At 34.8% G+C, this 15,355-nt stretch carries 15 protein-coding genes; 1 reads left to right on the top strand and 14 read right to left on the bottom strand.

The features are described from left to right. Window positions 1-12: 12 nt before the first annotated feature. The 5 genes from N7659_RS03545 to rpiA are packed head-to-tail and all read right to left on the bottom strand — an operon-like array spanning window position 13 to window position 4,259. Entirely contained in the window at window positions 13-783 is a 771-nt protein-coding gene (locus N7659_RS03545) for a LytR family transcriptional regulator (protein ID WP_263275890.1), read from the bottom strand. 1 nt (window position 784) lies between these two features. Continuing rightward, on the bottom strand, window positions 785-1,495 hold the full coding sequence (gene deoD / locus N7659_RS03540) for a purine-nucleoside phosphorylase (protein WP_263275845.1): 711 nt from the start codon (window positions 1,493-1,495) through the stop codon (window positions 785-787). A gap of 9 nt (window positions 1,496-1,504) precedes the next feature. Beyond that, window positions 1,505-2,311, bottom strand: a complete 807-nt coding sequence (locus N7659_RS03535; RefSeq protein WP_199567251.1) for a purine-nucleoside phosphorylase — start codon at window positions 2,309-2,311, stop codon at window positions 1,505-1,507. 45 nt (window positions 2,312-2,356) lie between these two features. Beyond that, on the bottom strand, window positions 2,357-3,568 hold the full coding sequence (locus N7659_RS03530; protein ID WP_263275844.1) for a phosphopentomutase: 1,212 nt from the start codon (window positions 3,566-3,568) through the stop codon (window positions 2,357-2,359). A gap of 10 nt (window positions 3,569-3,578) precedes the next feature. Further along, complete coding sequence (gene rpiA / locus N7659_RS03525) at window positions 3,579-4,259, bottom strand: ribose-5-phosphate isomerase RpiA (protein WP_263275843.1); 681 nt, start codon at window positions 4,257-4,259, stop codon at window positions 3,579-3,581. A 216-nt stretch (window positions 4,260-4,475) separates the two neighbouring features. On the opposite strand from rpiA, the gene mnmE reads away from it, so the two are divergent. Beyond that, complete coding sequence (gene mnmE, locus N7659_RS03520; protein WP_263275842.1) at window positions 4,476-5,849, top strand: tRNA uridine-5-carboxymethylaminomethyl(34) synthesis GTPase MnmE; 1,374 nt, start codon at window positions 4,476-4,478, stop codon at window positions 5,847-5,849. Window positions 5,850-5,978: 129 nt separating this feature from the next. Here the strand turns inward: mnmE and pepV are convergent, their stop codons facing one another. From pepV to N7659_RS03475, 9 genes are all read right to left on the bottom strand, one after another. Next, complete coding sequence (pepV, locus tag N7659_RS03515; protein ID WP_411575296.1) at window positions 5,979-7,340, bottom strand: dipeptidase PepV; 1,362 nt, start codon at window positions 7,338-7,340, stop codon at window positions 5,979-5,981. A 57-nt stretch (window positions 7,341-7,397) separates the two neighbouring features. Continuing rightward, the gene (locus N7659_RS03510) at window positions 7,398-8,000 is read right to left on the bottom strand and encodes a nitroreductase family protein (protein WP_263275840.1); all 603 of its coding nucleotides are present in this window, start codon (window positions 7,998-8,000) and stop codon (window positions 7,398-7,400) included. A 118-nt stretch (window positions 8,001-8,118) separates the two neighbouring features. Then, on the bottom strand, window positions 8,119-9,903 hold the full coding sequence (gene uvrC / locus N7659_RS03505; protein ID WP_263275839.1) for an excinuclease ABC subunit UvrC: 1,785 nt from the start codon (window positions 9,901-9,903) through the stop codon (window positions 8,119-8,121). A 42-nt stretch (window positions 9,904-9,945) separates the two neighbouring features. Then, complete coding sequence (locus N7659_RS03500) at window positions 9,946-10,647, bottom strand: YjjG family noncanonical pyrimidine nucleotidase (protein ID WP_263275838.1); 702 nt, start codon at window positions 10,645-10,647, stop codon at window positions 9,946-9,948. Window positions 10,648-10,741: 94 nt separating this feature from the next. Beyond that, window positions 10,742-11,371, bottom strand: a complete 630-nt coding sequence (locus N7659_RS03495; RefSeq protein ID WP_263275837.1) for a hypothetical protein — start codon at window positions 11,369-11,371, stop codon at window positions 10,742-10,744. Between the two features lie 271 nt (window positions 11,372-11,642). Beyond that, complete coding sequence (locus tag N7659_RS03490; protein WP_263275836.1) at window positions 11,643-12,995, bottom strand: sensor histidine kinase; 1,353 nt, start codon at window positions 12,993-12,995, stop codon at window positions 11,643-11,645. Then, window positions 12,979-13,650 (bottom strand): response regulator transcription factor, encoded by a 672-nt coding sequence (locus N7659_RS03485; RefSeq protein WP_263275835.1) that lies wholly within the window; start codon window positions 13,648-13,650, stop codon window positions 12,979-12,981. The genes N7659_RS03490 and N7659_RS03485 overlap by 17 nt, the downstream gene beginning before the upstream one ends. 110 nt (window positions 13,651-13,760) lie before the next feature. Beyond that, the gene (locus N7659_RS03480; RefSeq protein ID WP_263275834.1) at window positions 13,761-14,399 is read right to left on the bottom strand and encodes a PepSY domain-containing protein; all 639 of its coding nucleotides are present in this window, start codon (window positions 14,397-14,399) and stop codon (window positions 13,761-13,763) included. A 195-nt stretch (window positions 14,400-14,594) separates the two neighbouring features. Then, window positions 14,595-15,233, bottom strand: coding sequence for a PepSY domain-containing protein (locus N7659_RS03475; protein WP_263275833.1), 639 nt, complete (start codon window positions 15,231-15,233; stop codon window positions 14,595-14,597). Between the last annotated feature and the right edge of the window lie 122 nt (window positions 15,234-15,355).

The raw sequence follows: 15,355 nt of genomic DNA, 5'->3' as shown, positions 1-15,355 counted from the left end.
GCCACTGCTTTTTTATGTTAACCACTTCTTTTTAATAAAATGATTCATCTGATCAAAATAAAATTTTTTTCTGTTGTATTCTAAACCAGTATATTCAGCCAAATCAATAATTTTTTCAAGAAAGAGTTTCGAAGAAAATCCAGTAGTTCTGTGTAATTCTTTTTCATCAAAAGCTCTTATCAGGTGTGATAAGGGATTTCTAACTGATTTTTCAAACTGTCTGAGTAGTTCTACCGTTTCTTTGATCTCATCAGGCGTATTAGACACTAAAATCAAGTCAACTAAACTTCTTGATGTGACACGGGAATCTCGTCTTCTTGAAATAAAAGCTTGAATAGTTTGATTACTTGACGTTTTCATCTTTTCAAACCGCCAAGTATCATAGCGATCTGACCTCGAATTTTCAACATAATCAAATAAATCAGGAATTTCTTTCAACAAGACTCTAATAAACAAACGGTAAAGAATAGGACTAACACTTCTGACAAAATCAATGATTCGGCCATTTTTGATTTTAGCTTCTAAATCTAAAATGTAGTTAAGAATTGTCTCTTCAATCTTTGAATGACTAACAAGATTGAGACCATAGTTTTGTTTAATCGATTGATTTTTATCATGATGCTTGTAGAGAAAATCAATATTTAATTCCCTACGTTCTTTAAGCATTTCCAAAATGTAGAGACAATCACTGGAAAAATCATCCATAAGACTAGCCATTTTAAACGCATTTTGGTAATCATAAACATCTAGTAAAAAGTGTAGGCCTTTTTCAGATTTTTTCATATTATTCACTAATGAGGGTTTCAAGTCCCACAGTCATCATGTCAGTAAAGGTTGTTTGACGTTCTTGTGCTGTTGTGTCTTCTTCTGGATTTGTCAGATTATCAGAAATCGTCATAATCCCAAGAGCTTCAACTTGATGTTTAGCAGCAAGATAATAAAGAGCGGCTGCTTCCATTTCAACTGCTTTGATCCCCATACTTCCAAGTTTAATGATTTTATCAAAAAAATCAGAATAAAAGAGATCAGCAGATAAAACACTTCCTACATGAGTGGTCATTCCTAATTCTTTAGCAATATGATAAGCCTTGTCTAACAATTTAAAGTTAGCAATTTGTGGAAAATCAAACTCTGGCCAATCGTTTCTAATAATGGCTGAAGTTGTCGCAGCAGCTTGTGCTAAAACCAGTTCGCGAACATGAACATCTTTAGATGTTGAGCCTGCTGTACCCACACGAATCAAACGTTTAACACCATATTGAGTGATTAATTCATGACCATAAATAGAAATAGAAGGCATTCCCATTCCTGTACCCATCACACTTACGCGATGTCCTTTGTATGTTCCCGTATAGCCTAACATTCCTCTTACTTCGTTAAAAAGAACTGGATTTTCCAAAAAGTTTTCGGCAATAAATTTAGCACGTAAAGGATCACCCGGTAAGAGAATTTTATCGGCGATTTCGCCTGGTTTTGCTGAAATATGAATTGACATGTTTTCTCCTTATAATTCAACTAGTATTGATTTGATCAGATTTTTAAACTGATCCTTAATTCTTGTAGTAACTTCTACTACTTCATCATGATTTAGTTCTGATTGGAAACCTGCTGCATAATTAGTGATGGCAGAAATACCTAAAACTTTTAATCCTGAGTGCGTAGCAACAATAACTTCAGGTACAGTGGACATACCAACGGCATGAGCACCCATCAGTTTGTAAGCTCTAATTTCAGCCGGAGTCTCGTAAGTTGGACCTGCTACACCAAGATAAACACCATTTTCAAGCGTCATACCAAGATTTTTGGCAACTTTGTGAGCAACCTCGCGATAAGCCTTAGTATAGGCATCTGACATATCTGGAAAACGTGGTCCAAATTCTTCTAAATTAGGACCAATCAAAGGATTTTCACCAGTCATGTTAATATGATCTGTGATAGTCATTAATGTTCCTGGACCATAACCAATACCTCCTGCAGCATTGGTCACAATAACACCTTGACAACCGAGAGCCTTCATAATTCTGACAGGAAAAGTCACTGTTTCAAGTGGATTTCCCTCATAAAAATGGAAACGTCCTTGTAAGGCTAAAACATAACGCCCAGATAGTTTACCGTATACCAGCTTTCCAGCATGGCCAACCACAGTTGATTCTCCCCAGTTAGGGATTTCAGAATAATCAACGACAATCGCCTCATCGATGTCATCTGCTAAATCACCAAGACCTGAGCCTAAAATTAAACCAAATTCTGGTTTTGTCATGCCTTTTTCTTCTAAAAAGGCTGTTGTTTCTTTAATTTTATCTAATAACATTTCTTCTCCTTTGTTATTGTTAACGAGAACGTTTCTTGTCACTCACTAGTTTAACTCACTTAAAAAGCTTTCGCCTATCATTCCTTTTGAAACGCCAAAGTTTTCAGCAATAGTCGCAGAAATATCAGCAAAATGTCCAACTGGAATGACTCCTCCACCTTTAAAACTCTTACTAAAAATCAAGAGTGGAATATATTCACGTGTATGATCTGTTCCAACAAAGGTTGGATCATTACCGTGGTCGGCACTAATCATCAACAAGTCATTTTCTTTCATGTTGTCGATAATTTCAGGCAAGCGACCATCAAATAACTCTAAACAATCACGATAACCTTCTGGGTTACGACGATGACCATACTGGGCATCAAAATCAACGAGGTTGGTAAATGAGAAACCAGTTTTAAACTCTTCAAGGTTAAGTGTTTTGATAAGCGTGTCAACACCGTGTGAATCAGATTGATTATGACCCATATCATTAGAAATTCCTGAGCCATTAAAGATATCATTGATTTTGCCAATAGCGTAGGTAGGCACACCAGCTTCGTGTAGATGGTTTAAAACCGTGTCTGAAAACGGTGATGTGGCATAATCATGACGATTTGCTGTTCTTGTGAAGTTACCGGGCTCACCAACATAAGGTCTTGCAATGATACGACCCAAAAGTGATGGACGCTCTAAAGTGATAGAACGAGCAAATTCACAAATTCTATACAATTCATCAATCGGAATAATGTCTTCGTGGGCTGCAATTTGAAGAACTGGATCAGCAGATGTGTAGACAATTAGCTCACCTGTTTTCATTTGACGCTCACCAAAATCAGCAATGACTTGTGTCCCAGAATAAGGTTTGTTAGCTTCTCTGATAATCTTGCGACCAGAAAATTCTTCAATTTTTTCAAGTATTTCCTCTGGAAAACCATCTGGAAAAACATCGAAAGGTTCTGTGATTTTAAGCCCCATAATTTCCCAATGACCAGTTAGTGTGTCTTTTCCAAGAGACTCTTCTTCTAATTTAGTGACATAGCCAGTAGGGTTATCCTCTTTTGGAACAGTTTTAAGTGGTGTTTCTCTTGGAATATTTCCAAGACCAATTTTTTGCATATTTGGAACATCTAGCCCAACTTGTTCAGAAATGTGACCTAAGGTATCAGACGTGGTATCTGGCGTATCAACGTTGAAAAATTTATCAGCATCTGGTGCAGAACCAATACCTACTGAGTCTAAAACGATTAAATGTATGCGATCATATTTTGCCATTTGTTTCTCCTTATTTCTTTTTTTCAATGATGGAAACACCTTTTGATGATCCCACAATAACAGTATCCACCATATTGTTGAAGAGACCATGCTCAACAACGCCTACGGTTTCATCTAATAATTTCCCTAATTTTTCAGGCTCATGGATGACATCAATATGTAAGTCAATAATATGATGTTTCATATCAGTCACTAATAGTTGGCCGTTTTCGTCATAGCGATAGGTTGGTTTGAAACCAGCTTTTTCAAATTGACGAAAGAGTTGTTTAATCCCGTATGGAATAACCTCAACAGGTACTTTAAATGAGCCTAGTTTTTGAGATAATTTAGAGTCATCAACAATCCAAATATAATGCTTGGTGTAGCTCGCAACGATTTTTTCCATTAAAAGTGCAGCACCGCCACCTTTAATACCATTTAAGTCATCATCAACTTCATCTGCACCATCAACAGTGACATCAACATGAGTCACATCGTCAATTGATTTTAAAGGAATACCAAGTGCTTTGGCTTGATCTGCAGTCCGGTGAGATGTTGTCACCGCAACAATGTCAAGACCTTCTTCTTTTACTCGACGACCAAGTGCTTCCACAAAAAAAGCTGCCGTTGAACCCGTCCCAAGACCAACAATCATTCCATCTCTTACAAATTCAGCAGCTTTAATACCAACTAATTGTTTTAAATTTTCCATTATAACTCCTAGATTGTTTTATCAATAATAATTATATCATATTTCATGCTATTTTCGTATAAAGGGTTTTACCACTCCAAAAGAGTGACTTTTTTATGTGAGTTGTTAGAATGACAATCTCTTTTGTTAAGTTTTTTCCTTAACGTGATATAATGTTAACTAAGGACTTTTGTCCAATAAGTTTTTTTAAAAACGAATGAAAAGATTGAGGTTTTTATGATTACAAAAGAATTTGATACCATTGCTGCTATTTCAACTCCTCTAGGAGAGGGAGCTATTGGTATCGTACGCCTTTCAGGTACAGATGCCGTCTTGATTGCTAGTCGTATTTTTAAGGGCAAAGATTTGAGTAAGGTCAACTCACACACCTTAAATTATGGTCATATTTTCGACCCTGATAACAATGAGATTCTTGATGAGGTGATGGTTGGTGTTATGAAAGCACCAAAAACCTTTACCAGAGAAGACGTGATTGAAATCAACACTCACGGTGGTATTGCTGTCACCAATGAAATTTTACAACTGGTTTTACGTCAGGGTGCTCGTATGGCAGAACCCGGTGAATTTACTAAACGTGCCTTTTTAAATGGACGGGTTGACTTAACTCAGGCTGAAGCTGTCATGGACCTTATTCGCGCTAAAACGGATAAGGCCATGTCTATAGCCGTTAATCAATTAGACGGGTCTTTGTCTACTTTAATTAACAATACCAGACAAGAAATCCTAAACACACTCGCTCAAGTAGAAGTTAATATCGACTACCCAGAATATGATGATGTTGAAGAGATGACTACAGCACTTATTAAGGAAAAAACACAAGCGTTTGAACGTTTGTTGAGTAACCTTTTGAAAACAGCAAAGCGTGGCAAAATTTTGAGAGAAGGATTATCAACGGCAATTATCGGTCGACCAAACGTTGGCAAATCAAGTCTTCTTAATACACTTCTCAAAGAAGATAAGGCGATTGTCACTGATATAGAAGGAACCACGCGAGATGTTATCGAAGAATATATCAATATTAATGGCGTACCACTTAAACTCATTGACACTGCTGGTATTCGTGAAACTGATGATGTCGTTGAAAAAATTGGTGTTGAGCGTTCTAAGAAAGCTCTTGAAGAAGCTGATTTGGTGCTTTTAGTCTTAAATAGTTCAGAAAAACTCACCAAACAAGATGAGGAATTGCTTGCAATCAGTCAAAACAGTAATCGTATTATCCTACTTAACAAGACTGATTTGCCTCAAGTAATTGAGGAAGACAAACTGCCAGAAGATAGTATTAAAATATCTGTTTTAGAACATACCAACATTGATAAAATCGAAGAAAAGATCAATGCTATTTTCTTTGATAATGCAGGTATTGTTGAAAAAGACGCAACTTATCTCTCCAATTCTCGCCATATCTCCCTTATTGAAAAGGCTATTGAGAGTTTAAAATCTGTTAACGAAGGACTTGAACTACAAATGCCTGTTGATTTACTTCAAATTGACTTGACAAAAACTTGGGAAATTCTTGGTGAAATTACTGGCGATGCAGCACCCGATGAACTGATAACACAGCTCTTTAGTAATTTCTGTTTAGGCAAATAATAATACTCATAAAAAGAGATGCTTTTGTTATAAGGTATCTCTTTTTTGATAGAAAAAACCCTCTTCTTTTACTGAAAAAGAAAGAGGGCCCAAAGATATTAAACCAAACAAGGTGTATCTTATTATATTTTATTTGATAAGCTCATAAATGGCTTCAGCATAGATAGCTGCTGCTCTGTATAAATCCTCTACATCGGTAAATTCATTGGCTTGATGCATGGTATTGACATAGCCTGGGAACATAGCACCATAGGCAACACCTCGTTTTAGAAGGCGTCCAAAGGTACCACCACCAATAATTTTTTCTTCCCCTTTTAAGCCAGTGTGTTTTTCATAAACACTCAGTAAAGTTGCAACTAATGGATCATCCATTGGTACGTAGTGGGGAACATGACCATGTTCTGACACTGTTACCTTTTCAACACCTGCTAGTTTTTCAAGCACTGCTTTAATCTTTTCTGGTGTTGTGCCTTGAGGGTAACGCATGTTTAAAGCGATAGTATTGTCATCAGACATTTCATCAAATTTGAAAACACCGGCATTCATGGTTAACTCACCCATTTTGTCATCAGTGTATGCTATGCCAACTTTTTTGCCATAATAATCTTGATGGAGAATATTACCAATCAAGGTTAGGAAGGCTTTTGCAGGTCCATCAAAATCACAATTAGCGATGAAACTTGCTAAGTATGTTGCTCCATTGATTCCTACTTGAGGAGACATCCCATGAGCAGACTTACCAATCACAGTGATGACAATTTTACCATCTTCTTCCGTCACTGTACCAGAAATTTCAGGATTTTCTGCTACGTATTTGTCAAAAGCAGATTTTGTTTCAGCAAGTGTCAAGTTACCAGAAATAATAGCTGTAGCAGACTCAGGAACCATGTTTTCACGAAGACCACCTTTAAAGCTATGAAGCACTAAATCTCCTGAATTCTTCCCTGAAAAATGAAGGTATTCGGTGATATTTCCTTTTTCACCGTTGATGATTGGAAATTCCGCATCTGGAGAAAAACCAAAGTCAGGTAATTTTTGATCATTATGTTTGAAATAATAATCCATATCTCCCCAACCAGACTCTTCATCAGTACCAACGATAAAACGAACTTTTTTAGAGACTGGAAGCCCTAATTCTTTGATGATTTTTAAACCATAGTAACACGCCATGGTTGGTCCTTTGTCATCTGAAGAGCCACGCGCATAGAGTTTGCCGTCTTTGATAACTGGTTCATAGGGGTCTGTTTCCCAATCACTACCAGCTGGCACGACATCGAGATGGGCAAAAATACCTAAAACCTCATCACCATCACCATATTCAAATTGACCGGCATAATTGTCAATGTTTTTAGTGGCATAGCCGTCACGCTCAGCCATTTTTAAAAAATGATTAAGGGCATTAACAGGACCTGGTCCAAAAGGATGAGTGGCATCTGCCTTATCATCTTCACGCTCAGACTTAATTCTTAGTAAGTCGAGTAAATCTTTCATCATATCATCACGACGTTTTGCTACTTCTTGTTTAAAATCTACCGTCATTATTTCTCCTTATCTTTTTTCAATTAATTCATTTACAGGTATACGGAAATTAGCTTCTAGTTTTTCATCGGTATAGCCAACACTTAAGACAATTTCAGGTCTAAATCTTGGATCAATTCCCAAAACGTCATTAGCTTTTGATTTGTCAAATCCCATTAAAATATTTGAACCAATTCCTTGGTCTGTTAAGGCTAAGGCAAGATTCATAGTAACCAGACCGATATTAAAGGATAAAAATTCTCCTTTTGTTTTTTCATCATATTTCTCAAGCATTTTTGGATAAACAGTTGCATAATTACCAAGCTGTTCATCAGAAATTTTATTGACCGCAAAACGAGCAATCTTTCTGGCACGTTTAGGAAGATCAGTATCACTAAAAATGACAATGGCACATTGTGCTTCCTCAATTTGTTTGACATTACGACCAAGCATGATATCAGCAAGTTCTTTTTTCTTTTCTTTCACAATAACAAACTTCCAAGGTTGAATGTTAAGAGCACTTGGTGCCAAAGTGGCAATCTCGATAGCAGTTCTCACATCATTCAAATCGACAGGTTTGTCGTTGAAAGAGCGAGTGGCATGACGTTTTTTGTTCAGTTCTAGAAATTTCATAGTTAGTTCCTTTCTAAAAGCTCTAATAATAATATTTTATCATTTTTTGTAAAGGATTTCAGCCATTGATGACATAAAATTAATAGCTAACGACTAAATGATTCTTGTTAACTGTCAGCTATTTTTGAACGGACTCTTCTTGTAACACTTCCAAGACTGTTTTTGCAACTTTTTCAGGAATACCAAGTGTAACAATCTCTTCAACACTAGCTTCTTTTATCTTGGTCAAACTCTTAAAGCTTTTAAGCAGTTTTTGTTTTCTTTTAGGTCCAAGTCCAGCAATGCCATCCAATTTAGAAGAAAAAGAATTCTTACTACGGACTTGTCTATGAAAAGTGATGGCAAAGCGGTGAACTTCGTCTTGAAGACGATGAAGAAGAAAAAATTCTTCAGAGTTTCGCTTTAGATCAATCACCTGTAACGGGTCTCCAAACAGTAATTCATGGGTTTGGTGCTTATCATTTTTTTGCAACCCTGCCACTGGAATCGCTAGTTCAAGTTCCTTTAATACCTCCTTGGCAACTGTCATCTGCCCTTGTCCGCCATCGACAACAATTAAATCAGGCTGAGGTAGTCCTTCATTTTTTAAACGACTGTACCGTCTTTTAATCACTTCTCTCATCGATGCGTAGTCATCAGGTCCCACAACTGTTTTAATCTTATACTTACGGTAGTCTTTTTTACTTGGTTTACCGTCTATAAAAACAACCATGGCTGAAACAGGACTCGTTCCCATAATATTGGAGTTGTCAAAGGCTTCAATATGATGAGGAGTGGCAATATTTAGTTTTTTTCCAAGGTTTTCAATCGCTCCCTTGGTTTTCTTTAAATCTTTTTCTAGGAGGTCAAATTTTTGTTGGAGACTCATTCTAGCATTTTTTGTCGCTAGATTAACCAACTGCTTCTTTTCACCCCGTAGAGGTTTAACAACCTTACTTGAAACCAAAGCTGAAACCATCGTTTCATCGATATCTTGAGGGATAAAAATCTCCTTGGGCATTAAGTGTTTGTTTTCTTGATAGAATTGACCGATATAGGTTAAAAAATCTTCCTCAGGCTCATTGTAGTAAGGAAACAGATTGACATCTCTTTCAATGAGTTTTCCTTGTCTGACAAAGAAAACTTGTACACACATCCAACCCTTATCGATTGCATAAGCAAAGATATCACGGTCAATCATATCTTGATGCATGATTCGTTGCTTGGTTCTTAGTGTGGCTATTGCCTGTAAGAGATTGCGATATTCTGCTGCTCTTTCAAATTCTAATGCTTCAGCAGCTGTTTGCATTTTTTCCTTAATTTGATTAACGATTTTATCATCTTGTCCGTTTAAAAAATGCTTCACATCATTAGCCATAGCCATAAAAAATGCCTTATCAACATGACAAACAGTATGCGCCATACACTGTCCTAAATGATAATAAAAACAAACTTTTTCTGGTGGATTAGTACATTTTTTGAAAGGAAAAATACGATCTAGCATTTTTTTGATATCATTGGCTGCCCCTGCATCTGGATATGGACCAAAATAACGACCGCCATCTTTTTTGACTTGTCGCGTAATAACAATTCTAGGATAATCCTCATTAGTTATCTTGATAAAAGGATACGATTTGTCATCTTTCAAGCGAATGTTGTATTTGGGCTTGTTTTCTTGAATAAGATTGATTTCAAGAAGGAGGGCTTCCGTGTTTGAGTTGGTAACTATAAACTCAAAATCTTCAATTTCAGACACAAGCATTTCTGTCTTGGTATCATGACTTCCTCTAAAATAAGAACGGACACGATTACGAAGATTTTTTGCCTTACCAACATAGATAATCTGACCATTTTTATCCTTATGAAAATAACATCCTGGACTATCAGGTAATAATTCTAATTTGTGTTTGATACGTTCATTCATAACATTATTATAACAAAAAAGGAGCAAAAGCTCCCATATAGACTATGATTTATCAAGATTTAAAACCACGCTTAGTAATTCTTCTAAGCTTTTAATTTCAAACGTTGGTTGAATATCAAGTGTGTTTACTTTATTGTCAGGATTATACCAAACAGTATCAATGCCAGCATCTATACCACCTTTGATGTCAGCTAAAAGATTATCCCCAATCACAAGAGCCTCACGCGCTTTAAAGGCATCAATAGCTGTTGCCACATGATTAAAAAAAGCAATGTCTGGCTTGTGATGACCAATTTTGTCTGAAATAAATACCTGTTTAAAAAAGTGACTGATTGGTGAATGATGGAGTCGGTTTTCTTGAATGGCGGTAATGCCATTAGTCACCGCATAAAGTTGAAAATTTTCTTTGGTTAGTCTCTCTAATAAACTTGTCACAAAAGGATAAACGTCACCTTGTTGACCAAGATAGTACTCATAACGTTTTGCCCAGAAAAGACCATCTTCTGTGCGATTAAAATGAGCAAATAAATTGGCAAAACGTGTTTTAACCAAGACTTCTTTTGTGATTTCTTTTTTTGATAAAGACACCCACATAGCCTTATTCATGGGTTTATAATAGGCCATATAAGAAGAAATATCATTCACATTAGCTTCTTTTAATAGTAAGGTCAAAGCTTTTTCTTCTGCCAATTCAAAGTCAAACAAGGTGTGGTCTAAATCAAAAAGTAAAAATTTATAATCCAAAACATATTCCTTTCTGTGTGAGAACATTATTTTATTATATCACAAAAAGCAGTCATTTTTTTGACTACTTGATTTTTCTAAACAATTGACACATCTATACATAATAACGTTTTAAACCAACAATAGCTAGAGCTGACCAAGCAAAAAGAACAATCATTGCTGAAATTGCAAGTGGTACTGAAACTGCTTCTGCATAATAGGTTCCAATTACCTGTAACAATGCAGTAATAACAGTCGCTAAACCTACTATTTTTGAACGACTTAAAACAGCAATGGTTATGACACATGGTACTAATGCCAGTGATACCAAGTGTAATCCAGCAAATAATTGACTTGCTGAAAGTAGGGCGAGATCAGGTGTTAGTAATAAGCCATTAACAGGATACACCAATCTGCCAAGAGCAAATACAGTATAGATAATGCCAATTGTCAAAACGAAAAACAAAGCAAGCATAATTGAAGATTGAAGAGGCATTTGTTTGTTTATTTTATGATGCAACAATAGAACTGCTGATAATAGTGTTGGTGCACTAAACACTAATAATTCATCTGCTAACTGTAAAATAACTTGCTGTTTTTGCGCCCACAGGATGACACCATTAGCATCAGCTGACGGCATGGGAAGAGTCATCGCAATTAGTATTGAAGCAACAGCTAGTAAACCAAATCCTAGAAGCCATAAAATGCTGTAAGTGACAAAAGGTCTTTTCTTTAGATATTTCATACTGTCTCACTCCTTTCATAAATCCTTTTAAAGAACACGTTATTATTTTAAAAAATTTAGTATAAGCGATAAACCGACAAGAAAACTAGCTAGCTTTGTCAGATAATCAAGAGATGTCCTTTTATTTAGTCCATTACTTTATATAAATAGTAAAGCTATTTATTTGAAACTTTAAATCAAGCACTATTTCACAATCCTTATAATAGTTTTATTTTATCACAAAAAAGCAGTCAGACTTTTTGACCTGACTACTTTTACTCTAATAAATCATCTAAGTAAAATCATTAGTTCTTTTAAAAATAACTCTGAAGTCACTACCTTGATTTTTTTCTGAATCTACACTAACTTGTGCTTTATGGAGGGTTGCTATTTCTTTAACAAGTGACAAGCCAAGACCTACTCCTTTTGTGTGTCTTGAGCTATCAATTCGATAAAAACGATGCCAGATTTTTTCCAGCTCATCTTTTGCAATCCCTTTTCCATTGTCTTTTATACTAAGAACAATATCATTTTCCGTTTGAGTTAAACTGATTTTAATGGTGTCTTTCGTAAATTTGAGTGCATTAGAAACCAGATTATCAATCAAACGTTTTAACAAAATAGGATCGCCAACTAAACTGATACCTTCTTCAATCTGCGTGTCCAAGAAAATGGATTGTTCACTAAATAGCCTTTTACTATCTTCAACAAACTGTCTAACAAATTGTGAAAAATCAATGGTTTCCATTGTCAATTGTGTCTTATTTTCTGCCCTGGTCAACTCTAAAATTTGCTCAACCAATTGTTTCATTAATTGTGATTGTCTATGGATGACATTGAATGATTCTTTAGCATCTGATAAATTTTCAGCGTATTTTTTACCGTATTCACTCTCAGAAAGAATAACTGTTACAGGTGTTCTCAGTTCATGAGAGACATCATTGTTAAATTGTTTCTCTCGTTTAAAGGAATTCTCAATAGAGTCAAGCATAGTGTTTATCACTTGAGCCAGAGTGGTTAGTTCATCTTTTTTATCAGAAATGGCAATCCGTTTACTGTAATCTTTCTGAGTTGTTATTTCTTGAGCTGTTTGATTAATCTCTTCAATCGGTTTGAAGGATTTTTTAAGAATCAAATAGCCGCCTAAAATAACAATCATCATCATCAAAGGTAAAACAATGATAACTGTTAAAAGCAAGGTCTTTAGCTCTTCATCCATCTGATTTTTAACTCGAATAGCTCTTAGCCATTGACTATTGTTTGAAATTGCCAAGTCATAATATTGAAAAGTTCTATTATTAATTTTCACATCTGTGATTTGTCCAATGTTTAATGGTGAATTAATGTCAAAAGATTGAGGATAACTCCCTTGAATAACCTGACCATTACCATCATAAATGACATAATAGATGCCATCATCAAAGGACTCAAAATCATCAAAGTCATCATCTAATTCACCAACCATGTTAAGGGCACTTGATTGTAACTCATGTTGACCTGCTGTTTCTGAAATATTACGAGAAACGAAAAATGACGCTACAAAAACTATTATTAAAATAACAAAGATAAAAAAACTATACCAGAGTGTTATTTTTTTAATGATACTTTTTTTCCCTAAGGAAGTCTTTTTATTCGGGAATGACATAGCCAAGCCCTCGCTTCGTTAGAATAATCGATTGTTCTTGATCAGTGTCTAGTTTTCGTCTAAGATTTTTGATTAGAACATCAATGATATTTGATTCTCCAACATAGTCTAGATTCCAAACATGTTCACGGATTTGTTCTCGCGAAAGTACTTGATTACGATGGCGCGCTAAATACTCCAATAACTCATATTCTTTACCCGTCAGATCAATCAACTCCTTGTTCTTTCTGACTTGCTTTAATGATAAGTCAATCTCAACATCATGGATGTTAATGATGTTAGAAAGAACCTTGCGATTGGTTCGTCTCATCATTGCTCTAAGACGTGCCATTAATTCATCAAAAGCAAAAGGTTTTGTGAGGTAGTCATCTGCTCCTGAATCAAGACCAAAAACACGGTCCTCTAAAGCATCCTTAGCAGTAAGCATTAAAACAGGAACTTGATTATCACTGTTTCTTAATTCTTTGAGAAATTCAAAGCCATCCATTTTGGGCATCATGACATCTAAAATAATCACGTCATACTCACTAACAGCAACATAATCAAGGGCTTCTTGACCATTATAAGCACTATCAGTCGTATAGTGTTGTGTTTTTAATAATTTAGCGATACTTTTGTTCAAATCAAACTCATCTTCAACAATTAAAATTTTCATTTTGCAATCCCTTTCTTATTTATTATAACACAAGACATCTGTGTGATATAAAGAAGAGGGGAATCCCCTCTTCTTTTGATTATTTGATTGCAAGTTTTAAACTTGAATGTTTAATCATCTAGTTTTTCTGAAATAACAGACGCATCATCAGCACTGATGATGATTTCTTTTTCTAAATTATCAGCAATAATAGTGACATCATAAACCATTTGATTTGGGAAATCAGAATCTAGTGAAATATCTTTTAATTGTGCTCCTTTGTATTTGTTTCCAATCAAAACAATAATATCTGCCATTTTTTGTTTTGGCTCAGTGATTGGATAATCGTCCTCATTTTCAACCATGCTTGAGATGATTTGACCTGTTGTTGCATCAATGATATAAGATTTTTGTGTATTATTTTCTGCAATTTCAATATCATAGTGTGGTTGATTGTTATCAAAATCTAACTCAATATCAGTCACAAATCCTGTTTTAGCATCTGCTAATGCTGTTTTCATAGCAGAATTAAAATCAACTTTAACAGCTTTTGGTTGTGGTGATTGCACTGCTTTTTGTGTATTATTTTTACTTTCAAAATGATCATCGTCATCGACATCATTAACATCATCATCAAAAATAGTTTCTACTTTTTCTTCCATTGGAGAATCTCTATCAAACAATTCATTAGCGATAGCATAACCTCCTGCTGCAATAACAACAATAGCTACAATTCCAATCATTAACCATTTTTTTGTTAGTTGTTTCATTTTAGTTACCTCTTTCTATTTTAAAAAGTTAGTTTTCTTATTTACAATTTAATGATAAAATTCTTAAATGAATGGAAAATGAATTTTCAAACTTTTTTAAAATTTTTTTTAAAAAAAGACTGGTTAAACGAATAACCAGTTTTTCATTACATATATTTTTATATGGCATTGAAAATTAAGAAAAACAAAAAATTTTTAGTCATCAACTTCTTCAGAAATAATAGAACCATCAGCCACATTTACTTTTAATTCTTTTTCGACATTATCAGATATAATAGTAACTTCATAAACTGGATTTGGAGAGTCATGTTCTAAAGTAATGCCTTGCAGCTCTGCCCCTTTATATTTGTTTTCAATCATTGTCATGATGTCTTTAACAGTTTGTTTTGGTTCTAAGACTGTGTACCCAATATCACTAGCTTGCATGCTAACAATGATTTCACCTGAATTAGCATCTATAAGGTAAAATTTTAAATCATCATTTTCAGCAATTTCAATATCATAATATGGTATATTCTCTTCAATATCAATTTTAGCTTTAGTCATAAAACCTGTTTTAGCGTGAGTTGAGGCAATATCCATAGCAGTATTAAAGTCGATCTCTATTGGAAGCAATAACGTTGATTGATTAGATTTTTTTGACTCATCTTTTTTGTCAAAACCATCATCTAAATCCTTGTCAAAAGAATCGTCATCATCAATAACAGTTTCTACTTTTTCTTCCATCTTTGAATCATTATCAAACACTCCATTACCAAAAGCAAAGCCTGCTAATGCAATAATAAGCACAGCAACAATCCCAATCATTAACCATTTTTTCGTTGTTTTTTCCATTTAGTTCCTTCTTTCAATATAAAAGTTGAGTTACTTTTCGACACTCTAATTATAACATTCATTAATAAATAAACAATAACGACAGCTTATTTTAAAGAGATTATTAATGTTAATTCTAATCT

Origin of the sequence: Streptococcus sp. CSL10205-OR2, assembly GCF_025660655.1 — a bacterium.
GTDB lineage: Bacteria > Bacillota > Bacilli > Lactobacillales > Streptococcaceae > Streptococcus.
The sequence above is the reverse complement of the archived record's forward strand: the minus strand, read 5'-3'. Positions and strand labels throughout refer to the sequence as shown.

Excerpts from the sequence above, each read along its gene's own strand:
- rpiA (WP_263275843.1), bottom strand. The coding sequence starts at position 4,259 with ATGGAAAATTTAAAACAATTAGTTGGTATTAAAGCTGCTGAATTTGTA.
- deoD (WP_263275845.1), bottom strand. The coding sequence starts at position 1,495 with ATGTCAATTCATATTTCAGCAAAACCAGGCGAAATCGCCGATAAAATT.
- N7659_RS03545 (WP_263275890.1), bottom strand. The coding sequence starts at position 783 with ATGAAAAAATCTGAAAAAGGCCTACACTTTTTACTAGATGTTTATGAT.
- pepV (WP_411575296.1), bottom strand. The coding sequence starts at position 7,340 with ATGAAAGATTTACTCGACTTACTAAGAATTAAGTCTGAGCGTGAAGAT.
- uvrC (WP_263275839.1), bottom strand. The coding sequence starts at position 9,903 with ATGAATGAACGTATCAAACACAAATTAGAATTATTACCTGATAGTCCA.
- N7659_RS03475 (WP_263275833.1), bottom strand. The coding sequence starts at position 15,233 with ATGGAAAAAACAACGAAAAAATGGTTAATGATTGGGATTGTTGCTGTG.
- N7659_RS03490 (WP_263275836.1), bottom strand. The coding sequence starts at position 12,995 with ATGTCATTCCCGAATAAAAAGACTTCCTTAGGGAAAAAAAGTATCATT.
- N7659_RS03535 (WP_199567251.1), bottom strand. The coding sequence starts at position 2,311 with ATGTTATTAGATAAAATTAAAGAAACAACAGCCTTTTTAGAAGAAAAA.
- mnmE (WP_263275842.1), top strand. The coding sequence starts at position 4,476 with ATGATTACAAAAGAATTTGATACCATTGCTGCTATTTCAACTCCTCTA.
- N7659_RS03485 (WP_263275835.1), bottom strand. The coding sequence starts at position 13,650 with ATGAAAATTTTAATTGTTGAAGATGAGTTTGATTTGAACAAAAGTATC.
- N7659_RS03530 (WP_263275844.1), bottom strand. The coding sequence starts at position 3,568 with ATGGCAAAATATGATCGCATACATTTAATCGTTTTAGACTCAGTAGGT.
- N7659_RS03510 (WP_263275840.1), bottom strand. The coding sequence starts at position 8,000 with ATGAAATTTCTAGAACTGAACAAAAAACGTCATGCCACTCGCTCTTTC.
- N7659_RS03495 (WP_263275837.1), bottom strand. The coding sequence starts at position 11,371 with ATGAAATATCTAAAGAAAAGACCTTTTGTCACTTACAGCATTTTATGG.
- N7659_RS03480 (WP_263275834.1), bottom strand. The coding sequence starts at position 14,399 with ATGAAACAACTAACAAAAAAATGGTTAATGATTGGAATTGTAGCTATT.